At 68.4% G+C, this 15,445-nt stretch carries 16 protein-coding genes; 4 read left to right on the top strand and 12 right to left on the bottom strand.

What is annotated here, in order from left to right:
• Window positions 1-9: 9 nt before the first annotated feature.
• Window positions 10-987 carry a TIGR03557 family F420-dependent LLM class oxidoreductase gene (locus ABZ717_RS18545; RefSeq protein ID WP_358511904.1) on the bottom strand — a complete coding sequence of 326 codons (978 nt, stop codon included), beginning with the start codon at window positions 985-987 and terminating at the stop codon, window positions 10-12.
• A 154-nt stretch (window positions 988-1,141) separates the two neighbouring features.
• Between ABZ717_RS18545 and ABZ717_RS18540 the strand changes: the two genes are divergently transcribed.
• Window positions 1,142-1,996, top strand: coding sequence for an SDR family oxidoreductase (locus tag ABZ717_RS18540; RefSeq protein WP_358511901.1), 855 nt, complete (start codon window positions 1,142-1,144; stop codon window positions 1,994-1,996).
• An 84-nt stretch (window positions 1,997-2,080) separates the two neighbouring features.
• On the opposite strand, the gene ABZ717_RS18535 is transcribed toward ABZ717_RS18540, so the two are convergent.
• On the bottom strand, window positions 2,081-2,497 hold the full coding sequence (locus ABZ717_RS18535) for a ChaB family protein (protein ID WP_358511898.1): 417 nt from the start codon (window positions 2,495-2,497) through the stop codon (window positions 2,081-2,083).
• 336 nt (window positions 2,498-2,833) lie between these two features.
• Between ABZ717_RS18535 and ABZ717_RS18530 the strand changes: the two genes are divergently transcribed.
• Window positions 2,834-3,706 (top strand): alpha/beta hydrolase, encoded by an 873-nt coding sequence (locus ABZ717_RS18530; protein ID WP_358511978.1) that lies wholly within the window; start codon window positions 2,834-2,836, stop codon window positions 3,704-3,706.
• A gap of 105 nt (window positions 3,707-3,811) precedes the next feature.
• Here the strand turns inward: ABZ717_RS18530 and ABZ717_RS18525 are convergent, their stop codons facing one another.
• The 10 genes from ABZ717_RS18525 to ABZ717_RS18480 form a co-directional block, all read right to left on the bottom strand.
• Window positions 3,812-5,137, bottom strand: coding sequence for an ABC transporter substrate-binding protein (locus tag ABZ717_RS18525; RefSeq protein WP_358511895.1), 1,326 nt, complete (start codon window positions 5,135-5,137; stop codon window positions 3,812-3,814).
• Between the two features lie 22 nt (window positions 5,138-5,159).
• On the bottom strand, window positions 5,160-6,236 hold the full coding sequence (locus ABZ717_RS18520; protein ID WP_358511892.1) for a branched-chain amino acid ABC transporter permease: 1,077 nt from the start codon (window positions 6,234-6,236) through the stop codon (window positions 5,160-5,162).
• Between the two features lie 2 nt (window positions 6,237-6,238).
• Window positions 6,239-7,090 (bottom strand): branched-chain amino acid ABC transporter permease, encoded by an 852-nt coding sequence (locus ABZ717_RS18515; RefSeq protein ID WP_358511890.1) that lies wholly within the window; start codon window positions 7,088-7,090, stop codon window positions 6,239-6,241.
• Window positions 7,091-7,101: 11 nt separating this feature from the next.
• A complete protein-coding gene (locus ABZ717_RS18510) occupies window positions 7,102-7,821 on the bottom strand; it encodes an ABC transporter ATP-binding protein (protein WP_358511887.1) in 720 nt (239 codons plus the stop codon).
• A complete protein-coding gene (locus ABZ717_RS18505) occupies window positions 7,818-8,672 on the bottom strand; it encodes an ABC transporter ATP-binding protein (RefSeq protein WP_358511884.1) in 855 nt (284 codons plus the stop codon). Before ABZ717_RS18505 ends, ABZ717_RS18510 begins: the two co-directional genes overlap by 4 nt.
• Before the next feature lie 96 nt (window positions 8,673-8,768).
• Entirely contained in the window at window positions 8,769-11,573 is a 2,805-nt protein-coding gene (locus tag ABZ717_RS18500; RefSeq protein ID WP_358511881.1) for an AAA family ATPase, read from the bottom strand.
• A gap of 488 nt (window positions 11,574-12,061) precedes the next feature.
• The gene (locus ABZ717_RS18495) at window positions 12,062-12,247 is read right to left on the bottom strand and encodes a DUF397 domain-containing protein (protein WP_358511879.1); all 186 of its coding nucleotides are present in this window, start codon (window positions 12,245-12,247) and stop codon (window positions 12,062-12,064) included.
• Window positions 12,248-12,302: 55 nt separating this feature from the next.
• Window positions 12,303-12,482: a DUF397 domain-containing protein gene (locus tag ABZ717_RS18490; RefSeq protein WP_358511876.1), complete on the bottom strand. Its 180-nt coding sequence runs from the start codon at window positions 12,480-12,482 to the stop codon at window positions 12,303-12,305.
• Window positions 12,483-12,880: 398 nt separating this feature from the next.
• Window positions 12,881-13,075 carry a DUF397 domain-containing protein gene (locus ABZ717_RS18485; RefSeq protein WP_358511873.1) on the bottom strand — a complete coding sequence of 65 codons (195 nt, stop codon included), beginning with the start codon at window positions 13,073-13,075 and terminating at the stop codon, window positions 12,881-12,883.
• Window positions 13,075-13,923 (bottom strand): helix-turn-helix transcriptional regulator, encoded by an 849-nt coding sequence (locus tag ABZ717_RS18480; RefSeq protein ID WP_358511871.1) that lies wholly within the window; start codon window positions 13,921-13,923, stop codon window positions 13,075-13,077. The genes ABZ717_RS18485 and ABZ717_RS18480 overlap by 1 nt, the downstream gene beginning before the upstream one ends.
• Window positions 13,924-14,428: 505 nt before the next feature.
• Between ABZ717_RS18480 and ABZ717_RS18475 the strand changes: the two genes are divergently transcribed.
• A complete protein-coding gene (locus ABZ717_RS18475; RefSeq protein ID WP_358511868.1) occupies window positions 14,429-14,818 on the top strand; it encodes an ATP-binding protein in 390 nt (129 codons plus the stop codon).
• A complete protein-coding gene (locus ABZ717_RS18470) occupies window positions 14,815-15,387 on the top strand; it encodes a hypothetical protein (protein WP_358511865.1) in 573 nt (190 codons plus the stop codon). The genes ABZ717_RS18475 and ABZ717_RS18470 overlap by 4 nt, the downstream gene beginning before the upstream one ends.
• Window positions 15,388-15,445 lie beyond the last annotated feature (58 nt).

Genomic DNA, 15,445 nt, shown 5'->3' with positions numbered 1-15,445 from the left:
AGGCCTCCCTCATGCGCCGACGGGTGTCCGCGTCATGTCCCGGATCGGCCCGGCCAGCTCTCTCTCGAAGAACTCGAAGAAGCCCTCGGTGTCGGGCCCGGCGTTGATCAGGGCCAGGTGATCGAATCCGGCGGACACGAAGGAACGGACCACCTCCAGGTGACGTTCCGGATCCGGGCCGTACCCGAACACGTCCGCCATGGCCTCCCGGCTGATCAGTGAGGTCGCCGCCTCGAAGTTCACCGGGTTGGGCAGCTCGGACTGGACCTTCCAACCGGTGAGCGCGAAGCGGAACAGCTCACGGGCCGATTCCAGCGCGGAACCGTCGTCGGCGGCCCAGGCCAAGGGGACCTCCCCGAAGCAGGGGCCGTCGCCGCCCTGGCCCCGGTAGGTCTCGGTGAGCGCCACTCCGGGTTCGGTCCCGAAGAGTCCGTCCCCGTACCGGGCCGCCAGGCGTGCCGACCTCGCCCCCGACGCGGCCACGATCACCCGTGGCGGCCGTTCGGGCAGGTCGAACACCCGGGCGTCCTCCAGGGTCAGGTGTTCTCCCTTGTAGGAGTGGTAGCCACCGGACCACAACAGCCGCATGATCTCGATGGATTCGCGGAGCATCTCGTGGCGGGTGGTGACGTCGGGCCACCCCTTGCCCACCACGTGTTCGTTGAGACGTTCCCCCGATCCCACCCCCAGGGTGAAACGCCCATCGGAGAGCAGCGCGGTGGTCGCGGCCGCCTGCGCGACGATCGCCGGATGGACCCTGATGAACGGGCAGGTCACACCTGTGACGATCTCGATCCGTTCGGTCCGCTCGGCGATCGCGGCCAGCATGGACCACACGAACCCGGAATGTCCGTGGCTGAACAACCACGGGTGGAAGTGGTCGCTGATCTCGACGAAGTCGAACCCGGCGCGTTCGGCGCGCACCGCCTGTTCGACGATTTCCCGAGGTCCGTATCCCTCGGCGAAGAGCTTGTAACCGACTCGCATGAGAACCCCCTCGTCCAGTGCCCTGACCGGCTCGGTCGCAACGGAAACACCACCGATCGGAAAAAACACCCTCCGGTCCGGGGCCACACCCCCTGACTCCATGTGTGGCCGCGCCACCGGTCGGGCAGGGCGGCCGGTGGGAGGGGAGAACACCATGAACCACGAACAACCGCCCGCTCAGAGCCAGCCGTACCCGGGCCGGACCGAACCCATGGATCCTCAGCCTCGGGACGAGATGCGCGACTACGAGGGGCGCGGTCTCCTCAGTGGCCGCCGCGCCCTGATCACGGGAGGCGACTCCGGTATCGGGCGTGCCGTGACGGTGGCCTTCGCCAAGGAGGGCGCCGACTCCGTCTTCGGTTACCTGAGCGAGGACGCCGAGGCCCAGCACACGGCCGACCTGGTGCAGGCGGAAGGTCGTAGGGCCGTGGGGATCCGAGGCGACCTGGCCGACGAGTCGCACTGCGGCCACCTGGTGCGACGGGCCGTCGAGGAGCTCGGCGGGATCGACATCCTGGTGGAGCACGCCGCCACCCAGACACCGGTCGAGAACTTCACCGACCTGACCACCGAGCAGCTGCGTCGGACCTTCGACGTCAACGTGATGGGGGTGTTCTGGACCATCCGGGAGGCCCTCCCGCACATGTCCGACGGGGGATCGATCATCATCACCGGCTCGATCAACGGCCTGCGGGGCAACGATTCCCTGATCGACTACGCGTCGAGCAAGTCGGCCGTGATGAACCTGTCGCTGTCCCTGTCCAAGGTGTTGATGAACCGGGGAATCCGGGTGAACTGTGTGGCCCCGGGCCCGGTGTGGACTCCGCTGATCCCCGCCACCCTGGGCGAAAGCGGCAGCGAGGGGTTCGGGAAGCAGGATCCCATGGGTCGGGCCGCGGACCCGGACGAGATCGCGCCCTCGTACGTGTTCTTCGCCAGCGAGCGGCTCTCGTCCTTCTACTCGGGCGAGACGCTCACGCCCACCGGGGGCGAGATCCAGGGCAGCTGAGCACACGACCGACCAAGGGGAAGGGCGGCGCACCCGCGGGTGCGCCGCCCTCGTGTGTTCGGGCTCGTGGGCGAGGCCAGAGGTTCAGCTGGAGCGCCGCGAGCCCGAGGTCCTGCGGTTGCTCTCCTTCTGCAGGGCCTTCACCAGCTCGTCCTTGCGCATCCGGGACCGCCCGGAGATACCCAACTGGCGGGCACGCTGGTAGAGGTGGTCCTTGCTCGCGTTGGCGTCGACACCACCGGCCGTGGGTCGGTCCGAGCCGGGACGCCGCCCCGCCGAGGGGTTCTTCGCCTGCTGGTCCGAGGGGCCCTTGCTCTCCTTCGGCTCCCAGCGGTCACCGACCTTCTCGAACTTGCGCTTGACCGCGGCGAAGGCGACCCGATGGGCGCGTTCGCCCTCCCCGTACTCCTGGACCGCGCTGTCGTGCGCCTCGATCCACGTGCGCTGTGCCTTCTCCGGCGACCGGCGCAGAGTGTCCGGTAGTTCGTCGACTCCTGGCACCGTCCTCACCCCCTGGGCTTCGGTTCCTTACGGGCCGCCCTGCCCGACCCCACGCCAAGGGAAACACCGACAACCCTCTCGAACTGGGAACACACGGACGCTGGTGATTCGACGGATGCGCGTTCACACAATCGACCGCATAGTGAACCCACATCCCGAGAACCAGTAAGGGAAAGGCGATTCCCTCACCTTTGACCTTTCCTCGGGAAACCCCCGATCCGCGATAACCGAAAGGCCGCGGATTCCCGCTGCACGAGAAAGGGAAATCACGTGCTGACCGAAACTCCCCCGTCCCCCGAAGGGCGTACCCGCCCCAGAACGCGGGCCCGCTCCTGGATGTCCGGACTCGCCGCGAAGTCCGCCCTCGTCTTCGGACTGTCGCTGATCGGTGCCGGCGCCACCGTCGGCCCGGCCCTGGCCGAGAGCCCGCACGAACGCGGCCCGGACCCCACCGAGTCCAGCGTCACCGCGCCCCGTGGGCACTTCGACACCGACACCACTTCCGTCTCCTCACTGGTCAGCGGCTTCGGTGGGGGCACGATCTACTACCCGACCGACACCAGCGAGGGCACCTTCGGCGGTGTGGTGATCGCCCCCGGTTACACCGCCGGCGAGTCCTCCATGTCCTGGTACGGGCACCGCCTGGCCTCGCAGGGGTTCGTGGTGTTCACCATCGACACCAACACCCGCTTCGACCAGCCGAACAGCCGCGGCCGTCAGATCGAGGCCGCGCTCGACTACCTGGTCGAGGACAGCGACGTCAACGACACGGTGGACGGTGACCGACTGGCCGTCATGGGGCACTCCATGGGCGGCGGCGGAACGCTCGCCGCGGTGGACGACCGGCCCGAGGTGCGCGCGGCGATCCCGCTCACCCCCTGGCACACCAGCAAGAACTGGTCGAGCGTCGAGACGCCCACGCTGATCGTCGGCGCCGAGAACGACGTGACGGCCTCGGTCCGCTCGCACGCGATCCCGATGTACGAGAGCCTGCCGAGTTCTCTGGACCGGGCCTACCTGGAGCTGCGCGGCGCGAGTCACTTCGCGCCCAACGTCTCCAACACCACGATCGCCAAGTACAGCATCTCCTGGCTGAAACGGTTCGTGGACGAGGACGAGCGGTATGAGCAGTTCCTGTGCCCGCCGCCCAGGACCGGGATCGGCACGGACTTCTCCGACTACCGGGACTCCTGCCCGCACGGCGGCTGACCCACGCTTGTGAACATCCGACCCCGCATCACGGCGGCCCGGAGGAATTCTCCTCCGGGCCGCCGTTCGTCGTTCTCCCTCGCCGTCGGTTCGGGAGCGTCGGTACTAGTCGTGGAAGGGCAGGGTGTCCGGCATCAGGGGCTCGAAGTCGACCTCCTCGATGTCACCGCCCTCGCGGTCGGTGACACGCGGCTCCTGGACCACCTCGATGGCGCCACCCTCCTGGTACTGGACCACGTACACGCCCTGGTGGCCACCGTGGTCACCCTCGGAGGAGGAGAAGGGCACCGGGCCGGGTCCCTGCCACTCCTGGCTCTCCATGGCGTCGATCAGGGACTGGCGGGTGAGGTCCTCGCCGGCGGACTTGAGGACCTGGGCGAACATCACGGCCTGGGTCATGCCGAAGACGTGCGTGTTGGTGACGGTGTCGCCCTCGCCGTACTCGTCGTAGATCGAGAGGAAGAACTGTCCCCACTCGTCGTCCTCGTCCTCCACCCGGGGCATGTAGGTGGTGATCAGCATGTCCGACAGGAACTCGTCGGCCGGGACGTCCTCGGCGTCGCTGCCCTCGGTGAACGTCGCGAGCAGCCCCTGCAGGGTCGTGGTGTCACCACCGATGCTGGAGACCACCCACTGGGGCTCGTAGCCGATCCGCGCGGCCTCCAGCATGCCCAGCGCGACGAACGCCGGGATGCAGGAGCACACGACGACCTCGGCGCCGGAGCTCTCCATCTCGGCGATCTGCGCGCTCAGGTCGCTGACCTCGGACTCGTAGTGCTCACGGGCGACGACGTCGTCACTGAGGTACTGGTCGAGCCCGGCCTGGGAGTCCTCTCCGACGTCGTCGTTCTGGTACAGGTAACCGACGGACTCACCGGGGAAGTTCTCGGTGATGTACTCACCCTGGATCTTCGCTTCCTTGGTGTAGTCGGTCTGCCAACCGTAGGTGAGCGGGTGCTCGTCCGGGTTGTTCCAGGCCAGGGCGCCGGAGGAGGGGAAGATGTCGGGCACCCCCTCCTCGTTCAGGTAGTCCAGGACACCGCTGTGGGTGGGCGTGCCCAGACCGCCGACCATCGCGAAGATCTCGTCCTCGATGACGAGCTGACGGGTGACGTCGATCGTCTGGGACGGGTCGTAGACGTCGTCCTCGATCCGGTAGTCGATCTCGCGCCCGTTCACCCCGCCCTGGGCGTTGACGAACTCGAACACGGCCGCCGCCCCCTGGGAGACCGCCAGGTATCCGGCCGACGCCGGTCCGGTCAGGGGCTGGTGGGTACCGATGACGACGGCGTCGTCGGTGACGCCCGGGGACACGTCCAGGTCGACCTCGGCGCTGTCGCCGACCTCGCCCGCGCCCGTGCAGGCGGTGGCGAACAGGACCAGGGCCAGGCCCGGAGCCAGAAGGGCCCGGGTTCCGGTACTTGTACGCATGGTTCTCTCCTTTGAAAGGGGGTTAGGAGTTGCGGGCTCGGAGGCGGGCTCTGAGGCTCTGGAGGGCCCCGTGGACACCCAGGGGCCAAAAACGCAGGACGAGGATGAGCACGACGCCGAAGAACACGATGGGCAGGTTGTTCTCGACGTCCCGGCTCAGCTCCATGGCGCGTGCCAGGTCGGTCGCCCAGATCTGCAGGTAGACGATGGCGATGGACGCCCACAGGGCACCCCACAGGCTGCCGATACCGCCCAACACCAGCGCGGCGAGCAGGGTCAGCGACAGCACGAGCGTGAAGCTGCTGGGTGTGACGGTGCCCAGGACGTAGGCCTGCAGGCCACCGGCCAGACCACCGGCGGTGGAGGCGATGACGAACGCGACCACCTTGGTCTTGCCGACGGGGACGCCGGCCATGGCGGCGGCGGTCTCGTCGTCGCGGATGGCGCGCATCCGACGGCCGAGGCGACCGGCGGAGATGGTGGCGAGCACCGCCAGGCCGATGACGACGGTGGTCCACACGACCAGTGCCCGCCATTCGCTGATGCTGAGGACGCCCTGAAGGAAGGGCGGAACCCCGGCGGTGCGGATGTTGAGCCCGTTGCTGCCACCGAGGAGGTCGTGGAAGCGGTGCGCGAGTCCGGGCAGTCCGACCGCGAGGATGAGGGTGGCGCCGGCCAGGTAGGGCCCGTGCAGGCGGGCGGTGGCCGCGCCGACCGCGACGCCGGCGACGATCGACACCACGACGATGATGCCGAGGTTGGCGCTGATCGGCAGCATCGGCTGATGCAGTACGAGCAGGGCCATCGCGTAGGCGCCGATCATCATGAACGCGCCGTGGCCGAGGGACACCTGCCCGGAACCGCCGACCAGCAGTTGGAGCCCGGCGATGGCGAGCATGGTGTACCCGATGGCGGCGATGCGCAGGGCGGTGAGATCACCGGTGACGAACAGCAGCCCGGTGACGGCGGCCAGGCCGAGCGCGGCCAAGACCAGGTGTCGGACGGGTAGGGGCAGTGCCGCCCAGCGGGACGGCCTGGGAACGGCCGCGGCCTCGGTGGGCGCGGTGCGCTTCTCGCGCTGTGCGGTGGGCTGGGACATGGCTACACCTTTCGCGCGGTCGGCCGGGACAGGATGCCGTCGGGGCGCACGCTCAGGACGAGGACGACGATGACGAGGGCGGACAGGGTGGCCAGCTCGGGCCCGAGGTACCCGGACACGTACGACATGCCGAGACCGATGAGCAGGCCGCCGATGACCGCGCCGAAGGGGTTGTCGAGGCCGCCGACGACGGCGGCGGTGATCCCGAAGACGAACACCACGTCGAAGACGTTGGGCGAGATGAACGGGGGCCCGGCGAGCATGCCCGCGAGGGCGCCGATGAGGGAGGCGATGCCCCATCCCGCGGTGAGCATCAGACCGACCTTCACCCCGCTGAGCCGTGCGGCCTCCGGGCGGAAGGCCGCGGCGCGCATGCGCAGGCCCAGCGGGGTGAACCGGTACACCAGGAAGAGCAGGAGGGCGACGACGCCCACGGCCGCCAGCGCGAAGGTGTCCGCGGGTGAGAAGCGGCCCACGTAGCTGAACGCGTAGCTGAATCCGTGTTGTTCGTTGCCCCAGGTCATGCCGACACCGCCCTGGATCACCAGAAGGAGGCCGAGGGTGACGATGATGGCGTTGAGCTGTGAGGTCTTGGCGATGGGCCGGATGATGACGCGCTCGACGAGGGCGCCCGCGGCCAGGCCCACGATGAGGGCGGCGGCGAACCCGATCCAGTAGGAGCCGGTGAGTTGGGTGATGGTGTAGGCGGCGTAGACCGCCACCAACGCCAGGGCGGGTTGGGCGAAGTTCACCAGCCGGGTGGCCTGGTAGATGATGACCAGGGACAGCGCGAGGGCCGCGTACGCCGCCCCGGACGCCAACCCGTTCAGGGTCAGGTTGATGAAGTGGGTCATGGGGATCTCCCTCAGAAACCGAGGTAGGCGTGGCGCGTGCGGTCATCGGCGAGGAGGTCGTCGGAGGGGCCCTCCGCGGCGACGCCGCCCTGGTTCAGCACGAACCCGTGGTCGGTGACCGACAGGGCACCGGCCGCGTTCTGTTCGACCAGGACGACGGTGAGTCCGGTACGGTCGCGCAGATCGCGCAGCAGGGTGAAGATCTGCTCGGTGATGAGCGGGGCGAGGCCGAGCGAGGGTTCGTCGAGCAACAACACCTTGGGGCGGGCCATGAGGGCACGGCCGATGGCGAGCATCTGGCGTTCGCCACCGGACAACGTGCTCGCGGACTTGTTCCGGCGTTCCGCCAGGGGCGGGAAGAGCTCTAGGACCTGGTCGAACGTCGTTCGGTCACGCCGGTCCGAGCGCCACAGGGAGCCCAGGCGCAGGTTCTCCTCGACGGTGAGTTCGACGATGACCCCACCGCCCTCGGGCACGTGGGCCAGCCCGCGGGTGATGACCTTCTCGGTCGGCAGCCGGGTGATGTCCTCGCCTTCGAGCAGGACCCGGCCGGAGGTGGCGCGATGCAGTCCGGTGAGGGTGCGCAGCAGGGTGGTCTTGCCCGCGCCGTTGGCGCCGAGCACCGCGCAGAGCCCCCGGGCCGGGACGTCCAGGGAGACGTCGTCGAGGGCGCGGACGGGGCCGTAGTGGGCGGTCAGCCCTTGGATGGACAGGAGGGGTTCGGCGCTCATCGGGCGGCTCCGTTCCGTCGCGTTCCGTTGAGTCCCCGCTCGTCGGCGCCAGGGCCGCCGGCGGTCGGCGTCTCGTCCGCGGGGGTGCCGAGGTAGGCCTGGGTGACGGCGGGGTCGGCCCGCACCTCGTCGGGGGTGCCGGCGGAGATGACCTTGCCGAAGTCGAGGACGAAGATGTGGTCGCACACGTCCATGACCAGGTCCATGTGGTGTTCGACGAGGACGACCGCCATGTCCCGACTGAAGCCGCGGATCTGTTCGGCGAGGGCGTTCATCTGCTGACCGGACAGGCCGCTGGCGGGTTCGTCGAGGAGGAGGAGTTCCGGCTCGCCCACGCAGGCGCGGGCCAGGGCGACCTGCTTCTGCACGCCGTAGGGGAGGGTGCCGGGCAGCCGCGTGGCGTACTCGGCGATACCGAACCGTTCGAGGGTCGCCAAGGCCCGCTCGCGGAGCTCCCTCTCGTCCTTGTGGTGTCGTCCGAGCCCGCTGATCAGGGAGAACGGGCCACCGCCCGCGAGCCGGTCCGCACCGACCATGACGTTCGCGATCACGGGCATCATCGGGAAGAGGTTGAGTCCCTGGAAGGTGCGGGCGATGCCGGCCTTGGCCAGGTGGTGGGTCCGGCGTCCGGGCGGTGGTTCCCCCTTCCAGGAGATGGTCCCGGCCGTGGGGCGCAGGACCCCGGACAGGACGTTGAACAGGGTGGTCTTGCCCGCACCGTTGGGGCCGATGAGTCCGACGACGGAGCCCGGTGCGACGTGGAGTCCGACGTCGTCGAGCGCGGTGAGGCCTCCGAAGCGCACGGTCACCCCGTCCGCTCTCAGGAGGTGTTCCGGTGCTGTCGTTTCCATGACTGCCTTTCTGGTGACGGGCCGGACGTACCGACCGGTCGGCACGTTACGGTGATCCGTCCGCCCCATCGCGTCCGGACCGGGATGCCTCCCCCTTCAGTTGAAGAGGCGGGCCAGATCCACCCGGGACCTGATGTTGAGCTTGCGGAAGATGCCGCGCAGGTGGTGCTCCACGGTGCGCGGGCTGATGAACATGTGCGCGGCCACCTCACGGTTGGTGGCGCCTTCCGCGACCAACCGGGCGATCTGCTGTTGTTGCGCGGTCAGCTCACCGGTGGGAGGGGTCTCGGGTCCGCGTTCGGAGGTGCCGATGGCGCGCAGCTCGGCGCGGGTCTGTCGGACCCACAGCCGCGCCCCGAAACGTTCGAAGGTCTCCAGGGCGTTGTACAGGTGTTCGCGGGCCCGGCCGGGTAGGCGGCCCCGTCGCAGGTGGGCGCCGAACAGCAGCTGGGTGCGCGCGTGTTCGACGTCGTCGTCACCGCAGGCCCGGTGCAGGGCCAGGGCGGTCCCGAAGTGGTCGGTCGCCTCCTCGCCCGTGGCGAGGAGGCCGTCCCCGCGCGCGGCCAGGGCCAGGGCGCTCGTGCTGTCCACGGACTCGGCCCAGCCCCGGTATCCGGTCAGGGAGGCCCGTGCCCACTCCATCTCGCCCATGCGGACCGCCGCCTCCACGAAGTGCGGGGCGGTGAGCAACCGCATGGTGGGGTGCCCGTTCCCGGGGCCGGCGTGCACCAGGGAACGCAACCGGAAGAAGGCGTCGGCGGCGTTGCCTCGGGACAGTTCCAGGACCGCCAGCGCCCAGGAGGCCAGGGCGGCGGGGAGACCGAGGCTGTTCTCCCCCGCCTGGGTGGCGACCGCCCGTGCCCGGATCCGGCAGGTCTCGACGTCGCCCTGGATGGCGGCGATCATCGCCAGTGACGCCAGGTTCTGGGTCGCCCAGATGGCCTGACCCGATTCTCGGGAGGCCCTCAGCCCTTCCAGGGCGGTCCCGGCGGCGGACGGGAAGCGCCCGCTCCAGAACTCGGAGAAGACGAGGAAGGCCAGGGCCGAGGGGACGAAGGTGTGTTCGCCACGGGACCGGGCGGTCTCCGCCGCGCGCGAGGTCACGCTGCGGACGAAGGGCGCGTCGCCCAGACGCAGACCGCAGATGCCCGCCCACACCAACTCCGTGGGGGTGGACACCTCCGAGGAGAGCCGGACCGCCTCGCGCAGCAGCGGGGTGGAGCCCGTGTAGTCGCCCCGGAAGGAGATGCTGCACCCCTCCAGGTACGCGGCGGTCAGCCGCATCGGGGTGGGGTCGTCCGGGCGCACCAGCCGGATCGCCAGGGCGGCGGCGCGGTCGTGTCGTACCGGATCGCCCGCGTAGGAGGCACTGTCGGCGGCGCGGGCCAACGCGCGCAGAGCCAGGTTCCGATCGTGCGGGGCCAGGTCACGGCCGATCTCGAATAGGCGCTCGGCGGCGTCGATGGCGTTGGAGTCGCGCATCTTCAGCTGGGCGTCGATGAGGTCGATGATGGCGCGGCGTCGGTCCGAGACGGCGAGTGGTCTGGCCTGGGCGAGCAGCCGGGATGCCCGGCCCGTGTCCCCGGCGAGGTAGGCCTTGTGGGAGGCGCTGGACAGACGGCAGGCGCGTTCGTCCGCCTCCGGGGTGAGGGCGGCGGCGCGTTCGCTGGTGAGTGAGGCCGCCAGCGGGCCCTCCAAACGTCTGGCACCACGCGCGGCGACCGCGACCCGGTCGGCCAGGTCGGTGTCGGGGGCCTCGGCTCCCTGCGCGGTGTGCCGGGCGAACTCCACCGGCGCGAACTCGGGATCGGTGACGGCGGCCAGGGAGCGATGAGCGGCGCGCAGCCGACCGATGGGTGTGCCCTGGGGGATCGTGTCTCGTAACAGCGGGTCTGTGAAGGTGACGGTGTCGACGTCCACGACGACCAGGCCGCGTTCCTCGGCCGGCTCCAGCACGGAGACGGTCGCGTCGGGCCCGCCGGCCGCCAGGAGCAGGTGGAGTCGGGGGTCCGCGGACAGGGCGGCGAGCAACAGCACGTCCCGCGTGCCCTCGGGCAGCGCGACGTACGGGGCGAGGAGCGCCGAACTCAGCCGCACCGGGAGGGGTGGTGGTTCGGGTAGCGCCTTTTCGCCTTGGATCTGGGCCGTGCTCAGTCCACCGAGGAACCCGAGCAGCGCGGCCGGGTTGCCGTGGCAGGCGCGCACCAGGGCGGAGCGGACCGAGGAAGCGAGGTGGGCCGGGGCCCGGTCGGTGAGGAGGTCGTGGACGGCGCGGTCGCTCAGTGGGGCGAGCGGGTGTTCGGTGACGCCGTGAACCACGGGTTCGCGGGCTCCGTTGCCGGTAGGGCCGGGAACGACCCGGGTGTCGGTGGGTTTGCCGCGCCCGTCCTGGGCGGCGAAGACGAGGGCGACGGCGGTGCCCGTGAGCCGCCTGGCGGTGAAGGCGAGGGCGTCGAGTGTGGGGGTGTCGAGCAGGTCGGCGTCGTCGACGCGGATGAGGAGGGGTTGCTCGGACGCGACCAGGGAGACCAGGTCGAGGAGGGCGGTGGAGAGGGCGAACCGGTCGGACTCGGCGACACCCCCTCGGGTGACGGCTTCCCGGAGGAGGGCGCGTCGGTCCTCCGCGAGTCGATCCAGTGCGGGTTCGACCGGTCTGAGGAGTCGGTGGAGTCCGGCTAGGGGGATGTCGGATTCGTCGGCGACACCGGCCACGTGCAGGACGGTGAAATCACCGGCGATGGTGCGGGCGTGTTCGAGGAGGGTGGTCTTGCCGAGGCCGGGGCCGCCGGTGAACAGCATGGACACACCTCGTCCGGACCTCGCGTCGCCCAGAGCGTCGGCGAGTGTCCGCTGTTCGGCGTCCCGTCCGCGAAGACGTGGACCGGGGGGATCCGTGTACATGTGTGCCACGTGTCACACCGTTGCACAGAGGGACCCGGTTCCGGCAGGTTCGACCAGGGACACTGGTCGTTTCACCGATCCCCGCACCGAGTCACGCGCGCCACCTCGAACCGGGGGTTCGCGCGAGCGAAAGCGGGCCTCACAAAGAGACCCTGGGGGACTTGGAACCCTTACTCCACCTGTGGTTCCGCCGCTTCGTCTCGAAGAGGTCGGCGGCCCGCATCCACCCCCGAAAGCTCCCTGGGCACCGCTCGAACACGACCGCCCGGGTTATCAAGACGTTACGTGCGGGCAACACCCAACCCGCGAAACAGACAAATGGGACACATGCCACCATCGGCAGCTTTCCGCCGTCATTGGGAAAGCGGTGCGTGTTCGCGGACTCCCCCAGGAGTCGAAAGAACCACGCGCGGGCCATCCCGGCCATCGTGTTTCCACAGCCTGTGGACAACGCCTTCACCCCGGCCCGCGCTCCCGCTCACCTCCGGTCAGCGCAGGTCCCTCTTGGTCGTGTGGAGGAAGGCGTTCCACTCGGCCGGGCTGTAGATCAGCGCACCCAGCTCACGGTTCTGGGTATCGCGGACAGCGGCACCGATTGGCCAGTCCGCCACCTCCACACAGGCAGTCTGATCAGCGCTGTAGGAGGACTTGCGGAATTCCAGGCTCATGCTCATGTGGGAAGTCCTTCTACTAAGGGTTCCACCCGCGACTTGCGAGGCTCGCCTTCGGTCAGCGCAGGTCACTCTTGGCGGTGTGGAGGAAAGCGTTCCACTCGGCCTGGTCGTAGATCAGCGCACCCAACTCACGGTTCTGGGTGTCGCGAACAGCGGAGAAGGCAGGGGTGCCAGCCACCTCCACACAGTTGCCGTTGGCCCCGCTGTAGGAGGACTTGTGGAAGTCTGTCGGCACATGCGCCACCTCCACACAGGCAGTCTGAGAAGCGCTATAGGTGGACTTGTACCAGCTCTCCGCAGGAATGCTCTGGTTCATCTCATGCCTTACATAGATGTTCGAAGACCGTCGGAATGTTGTGACGTCCGGCGGGTCCCCCATGAAAATGTCAGCGGTTGGCCCTGGCATACCCACTGGTGCAGAAGTCATAGCGAAGATGAACTTGCTGATGCCGAGACCCGCGCTACGTACAAGGTCATCGGTGCCCGATCGAGCCTGGCGACTCTCCGGCCTTCCGGCCATCACGCTTTGTTCGGGAGCACGCGTGCGTGGTGGTGAAGCAGCAGCGCGGACCCGGGCCTGTTAGTCGCGGGTGGAGCCCAAGGGTTCCACCCGCGAGGCTTCGAACTGTTTCGCTAGCCGAGGTCGCGCTTGGCGAGGTTGAGGAAGGATTCCCACTCGCCACCGGAGAAGAAGAGTGCCCCGAGTTCACGGTGCTTAGTGTCTCGGACCCCGGTGGTCGGCCCTTCCGAGACCTCGACGCAGTTGTGGGCTCCGGAACTGTAGGTGCTCTTGTGCCAGGGTGTTGACGCTTGGCCCTGTTTCAGCATCAATGTACCCTTTCGTCTAGTTCTCTGATTTGTTCCTCGATGCGAATTATGCTCTCACGCTTGCCCAAGGCAGCCATCTGGAGTTTGTTGAAGACGAGTTCATAGACACCGGTGTGCTGAGGACGGTCCCAGAAGTCGGAGCTGGTGAGATCCTCCAGGTAGACATAGGTCGATTCGACCTCGTCCAGGTATAGGAGTGTGAACCCGGTTCCCATCGCTGCGTGCTCGCCTGCGGAGTAGGGGAGCACCTGAAGGTCAATATGGGGCTGATGAGCTAGTTGGCACAGGTGCTGTAGCTGATCCTGGAGAGTGGCGGGGCCGCCGACCGTTCGCATCAGAGCCCCCTCCCCAAGGATGAGCCCTACGTGGGGTGGATCTTCTTGGGTGAGTACGGCAGCACGGTCCATACGACCTTTGACAACCTGGTTGATATCAGCGGGTGCGATGGTGACTGATGTTGAACAGACGGCCTTGGCGTAAGCAAGAGTCTGGAACGGGGCAGGGATGAGTTCCTCGTAGAAAAACCTCAGATCTGTGGCGTCTGCCTCCATGCTCACGTAGCCACGGGCGAAGTCGAGGACCTTGCCATAAGAGCCACGCTTACGGGCGGAAGCAGCCAAGTCTCGAAAAACGGTCGCCTGATCGCCGCTCAACCCGAACAGTTCGACGAGGTTGTCGCACTCGGATGTGCCCAGTGTGCTGTAGCCGAGTTCGAGCTTGCTGATCTTCGAAGTTCCACAGCTCAGCGACTTGGCGAGTTCCTCTCTTGTGAGCGCCGCGCCCTCACGTAGCCGCCGGATTTCACGGCCCAGTTGGAGGCGTAGTACCCGTGGTCCTGAAGTCACCATGACTCAAATCCGCCCTTGAAGTCCGACTCGTCCGTCTGCCGAGTTCCAACCTGGTGGCCTGGTTCAGCCTAAGTGGAACTTCTACTTGACTTTCCCATGGCAACACTGTCTCCTGATTACAACGAGTATTCCACCGGTTCCAGAAGGTTGTCAGGGGCTTGGCGAGGTCGGATCGGCTTCCTCGAACTCAGTTGCTGAGTTCGGTCTCGCCCTACATGTGGAGGCTCGTGTGCCCGATCGAAACTCCATGTGTCCGGGCATGCAGAAGGCCCTGGCAGGTGCTAGAGACACCCGCCAGGGCCAGCCGACAACCAACCCTTCAACCAGGAGTTGCCGACATGTCCATTGTCCCTGAAATCCCCACGCCCGCCTACCCGGGGCGGCGGTGGCAGGCCCGCCACTACCCCGGAACCCGCTCCACCTGCACCCGCTTCCGGGCGGAACTGCGCTCTGACCTGCACGCCCTGGCCGGGGTACCCCGCTCCCTGTGCGAGGACATCGAACTGTGCGAAGCGAGGCCTTCGCCAACTCCGTCACGCACTCCCGCTCACAGCGCCCCGGTGGCACGGTGGTCCGCCTGCTCTCCACCCCGATCGTCATAGGGAGCCAGGCCACCGTGCGCCTGTCGGTCATCGACGACGGACCCCTGAACGCACGCCCGGTGTGCCCGCCCGCGCGAAGCTCCATCGAAGAGTGGGAACAGGCCGAGTCCGGGCGCGGCCTCCTGCTCATCCACCAACTGGCGAGCGAGTGGGGCACCCAGCGCTGGACCGATCCCACCTCACCGGCCGTGTCGGGCACGGTGCTGTGGGCGGAGTTCGCCTATCCCACGCCCGCCACCCCCACCGCTACCGCCGGCACCTCCACCACCTGCGCCTGCGGGGGTGTGCGATGAGCAACGCGACCATACCCATGGACCTGCGCCGGGTCCTGGACGCTCCCCGAGGCCGACGCTTCAGCCACACCCCGCACCGACCCGGAACCCGCCCGTCTCCGCGCCCCTCCTCAGGTGCCACAGCCGACCCGCTTCCGCCGCTGGTCTCCCTGGGCCGCACCCCCAGGGAACGCGAACTCCTCGCCCAGATGCCCGACACCCCCGGCCTACGCCGCCGAATCGAGCGCGGTGACCTGCCCGAACGAATACGCCGAGCCGCCTCTGAGGGCTCCTGTTGGCGGCAGGATCAGCGCCCCGACCACACCGCACAGCCCGAACCCGAGCCGAATCCCGCCCCGAAACCGGCTCACGAACCCGACGAGGACGTCGAGTTCGACCGCCCGCTACCGATCCCGCGCCCACGCCGGGAGTACGTGCCGCCGCCTCCGCTCCCTCGAAGGTCGGACCGCCCGCGCCGCCCGACGAGCCACCGCAGGCCCCGTCGCCGAATCGGCCACCTCATCACCGGCTACGCACTGGCCGCGCTGGCCGGCGCCTTGGCCCAACCGCTGATCACCTTCCTGAGCTGACCGAACGGGACCCACCCATGAGAAGGCCGCACCGGGCACACGAAGCCCGGTGCGGCTC

The sequence above is a fragment of the Nocardiopsis sp. NPDC006832 genome, from assembly GCF_040635885.1.
Lineage (GTDB): Bacteria > Actinomycetota > Actinomycetes > Streptosporangiales > Streptosporangiaceae > Nocardiopsis.
The sequence above is the reverse complement of the archived record's forward strand: the minus strand, read 5'-3'. Positions and strand labels throughout refer to the sequence as shown.

Bases quoted from the DNA above. Each gene is read 5' to 3' on its own strand.
- ABZ717_RS18505 (WP_358511884.1), bottom strand. From the start codon at position 8,672: ATGGAAACGACAGCACCGGAACACCTCCTGAGAGCGGACGGGGTGACC.
- ABZ717_RS18515 (WP_358511890.1), bottom strand. From the start codon at position 7,090: ATGACCCACTTCATCAACCTGACCCTGAACGGGTTGGCGTCCGGGGCG.
- ABZ717_RS18480 (WP_358511871.1), bottom strand. From the start codon at position 13,923: ATGGTGACTTCAGGACCACGGGTACTACGCCTCCAACTGGGCCGTGAA.
- ABZ717_RS18545 (WP_358511904.1), bottom strand. From the start codon at position 987: ATGCGAGTCGGTTACAAGCTCTTCGCCGAGGGATACGGACCTCGGGAA.
- ABZ717_RS18540 (WP_358511901.1), top strand. From the start codon at position 1,142: ATGAACCACGAACAACCGCCCGCTCAGAGCCAGCCGTACCCGGGCCGG.
- ABZ717_RS18495 (WP_358511879.1), bottom strand. From the start codon at position 12,247: ATGAGCATGAGCCTGGAATTCCGCAAGTCCTCCTACAGCGCTGATCAG.
- ABZ717_RS18510 (WP_358511887.1), bottom strand. From the start codon at position 7,821: ATGAGCGCCGAACCCCTCCTGTCCATCCAAGGGCTGACCGCCCACTAC.
- ABZ717_RS18500 (WP_358511881.1), bottom strand. From the start codon at position 11,573: ATGTACACGGATCCCCCCGGTCCACGTCTTCGCGGACGGGACGCCGAA.
- ABZ717_RS18525 (WP_358511895.1), bottom strand. From the start codon at position 5,137: ATGCGTACAAGTACCGGAACCCGGGCCCTTCTGGCTCCGGGCCTGGCC.
- ABZ717_RS18485 (WP_358511873.1), bottom strand. From the start codon at position 13,075: ATGCTGAAACAGGGCCAAGCGTCAACACCCTGGCACAAGAGCACCTAC.
- ABZ717_RS18530 (WP_358511978.1), top strand. From the start codon at position 2,834: ATGTCCGGACTCGCCGCGAAGTCCGCCCTCGTCTTCGGACTGTCGCTG.
- ABZ717_RS18520 (WP_358511892.1), bottom strand. From the start codon at position 6,236: ATGTCCCAGCCCACCGCACAGCGCGAGAAGCGCACCGCGCCCACCGAG.
- ABZ717_RS18470 (WP_358511865.1), top strand. From the start codon at position 14,815: ATGAGCAACGCGACCATACCCATGGACCTGCGCCGGGTCCTGGACGCT.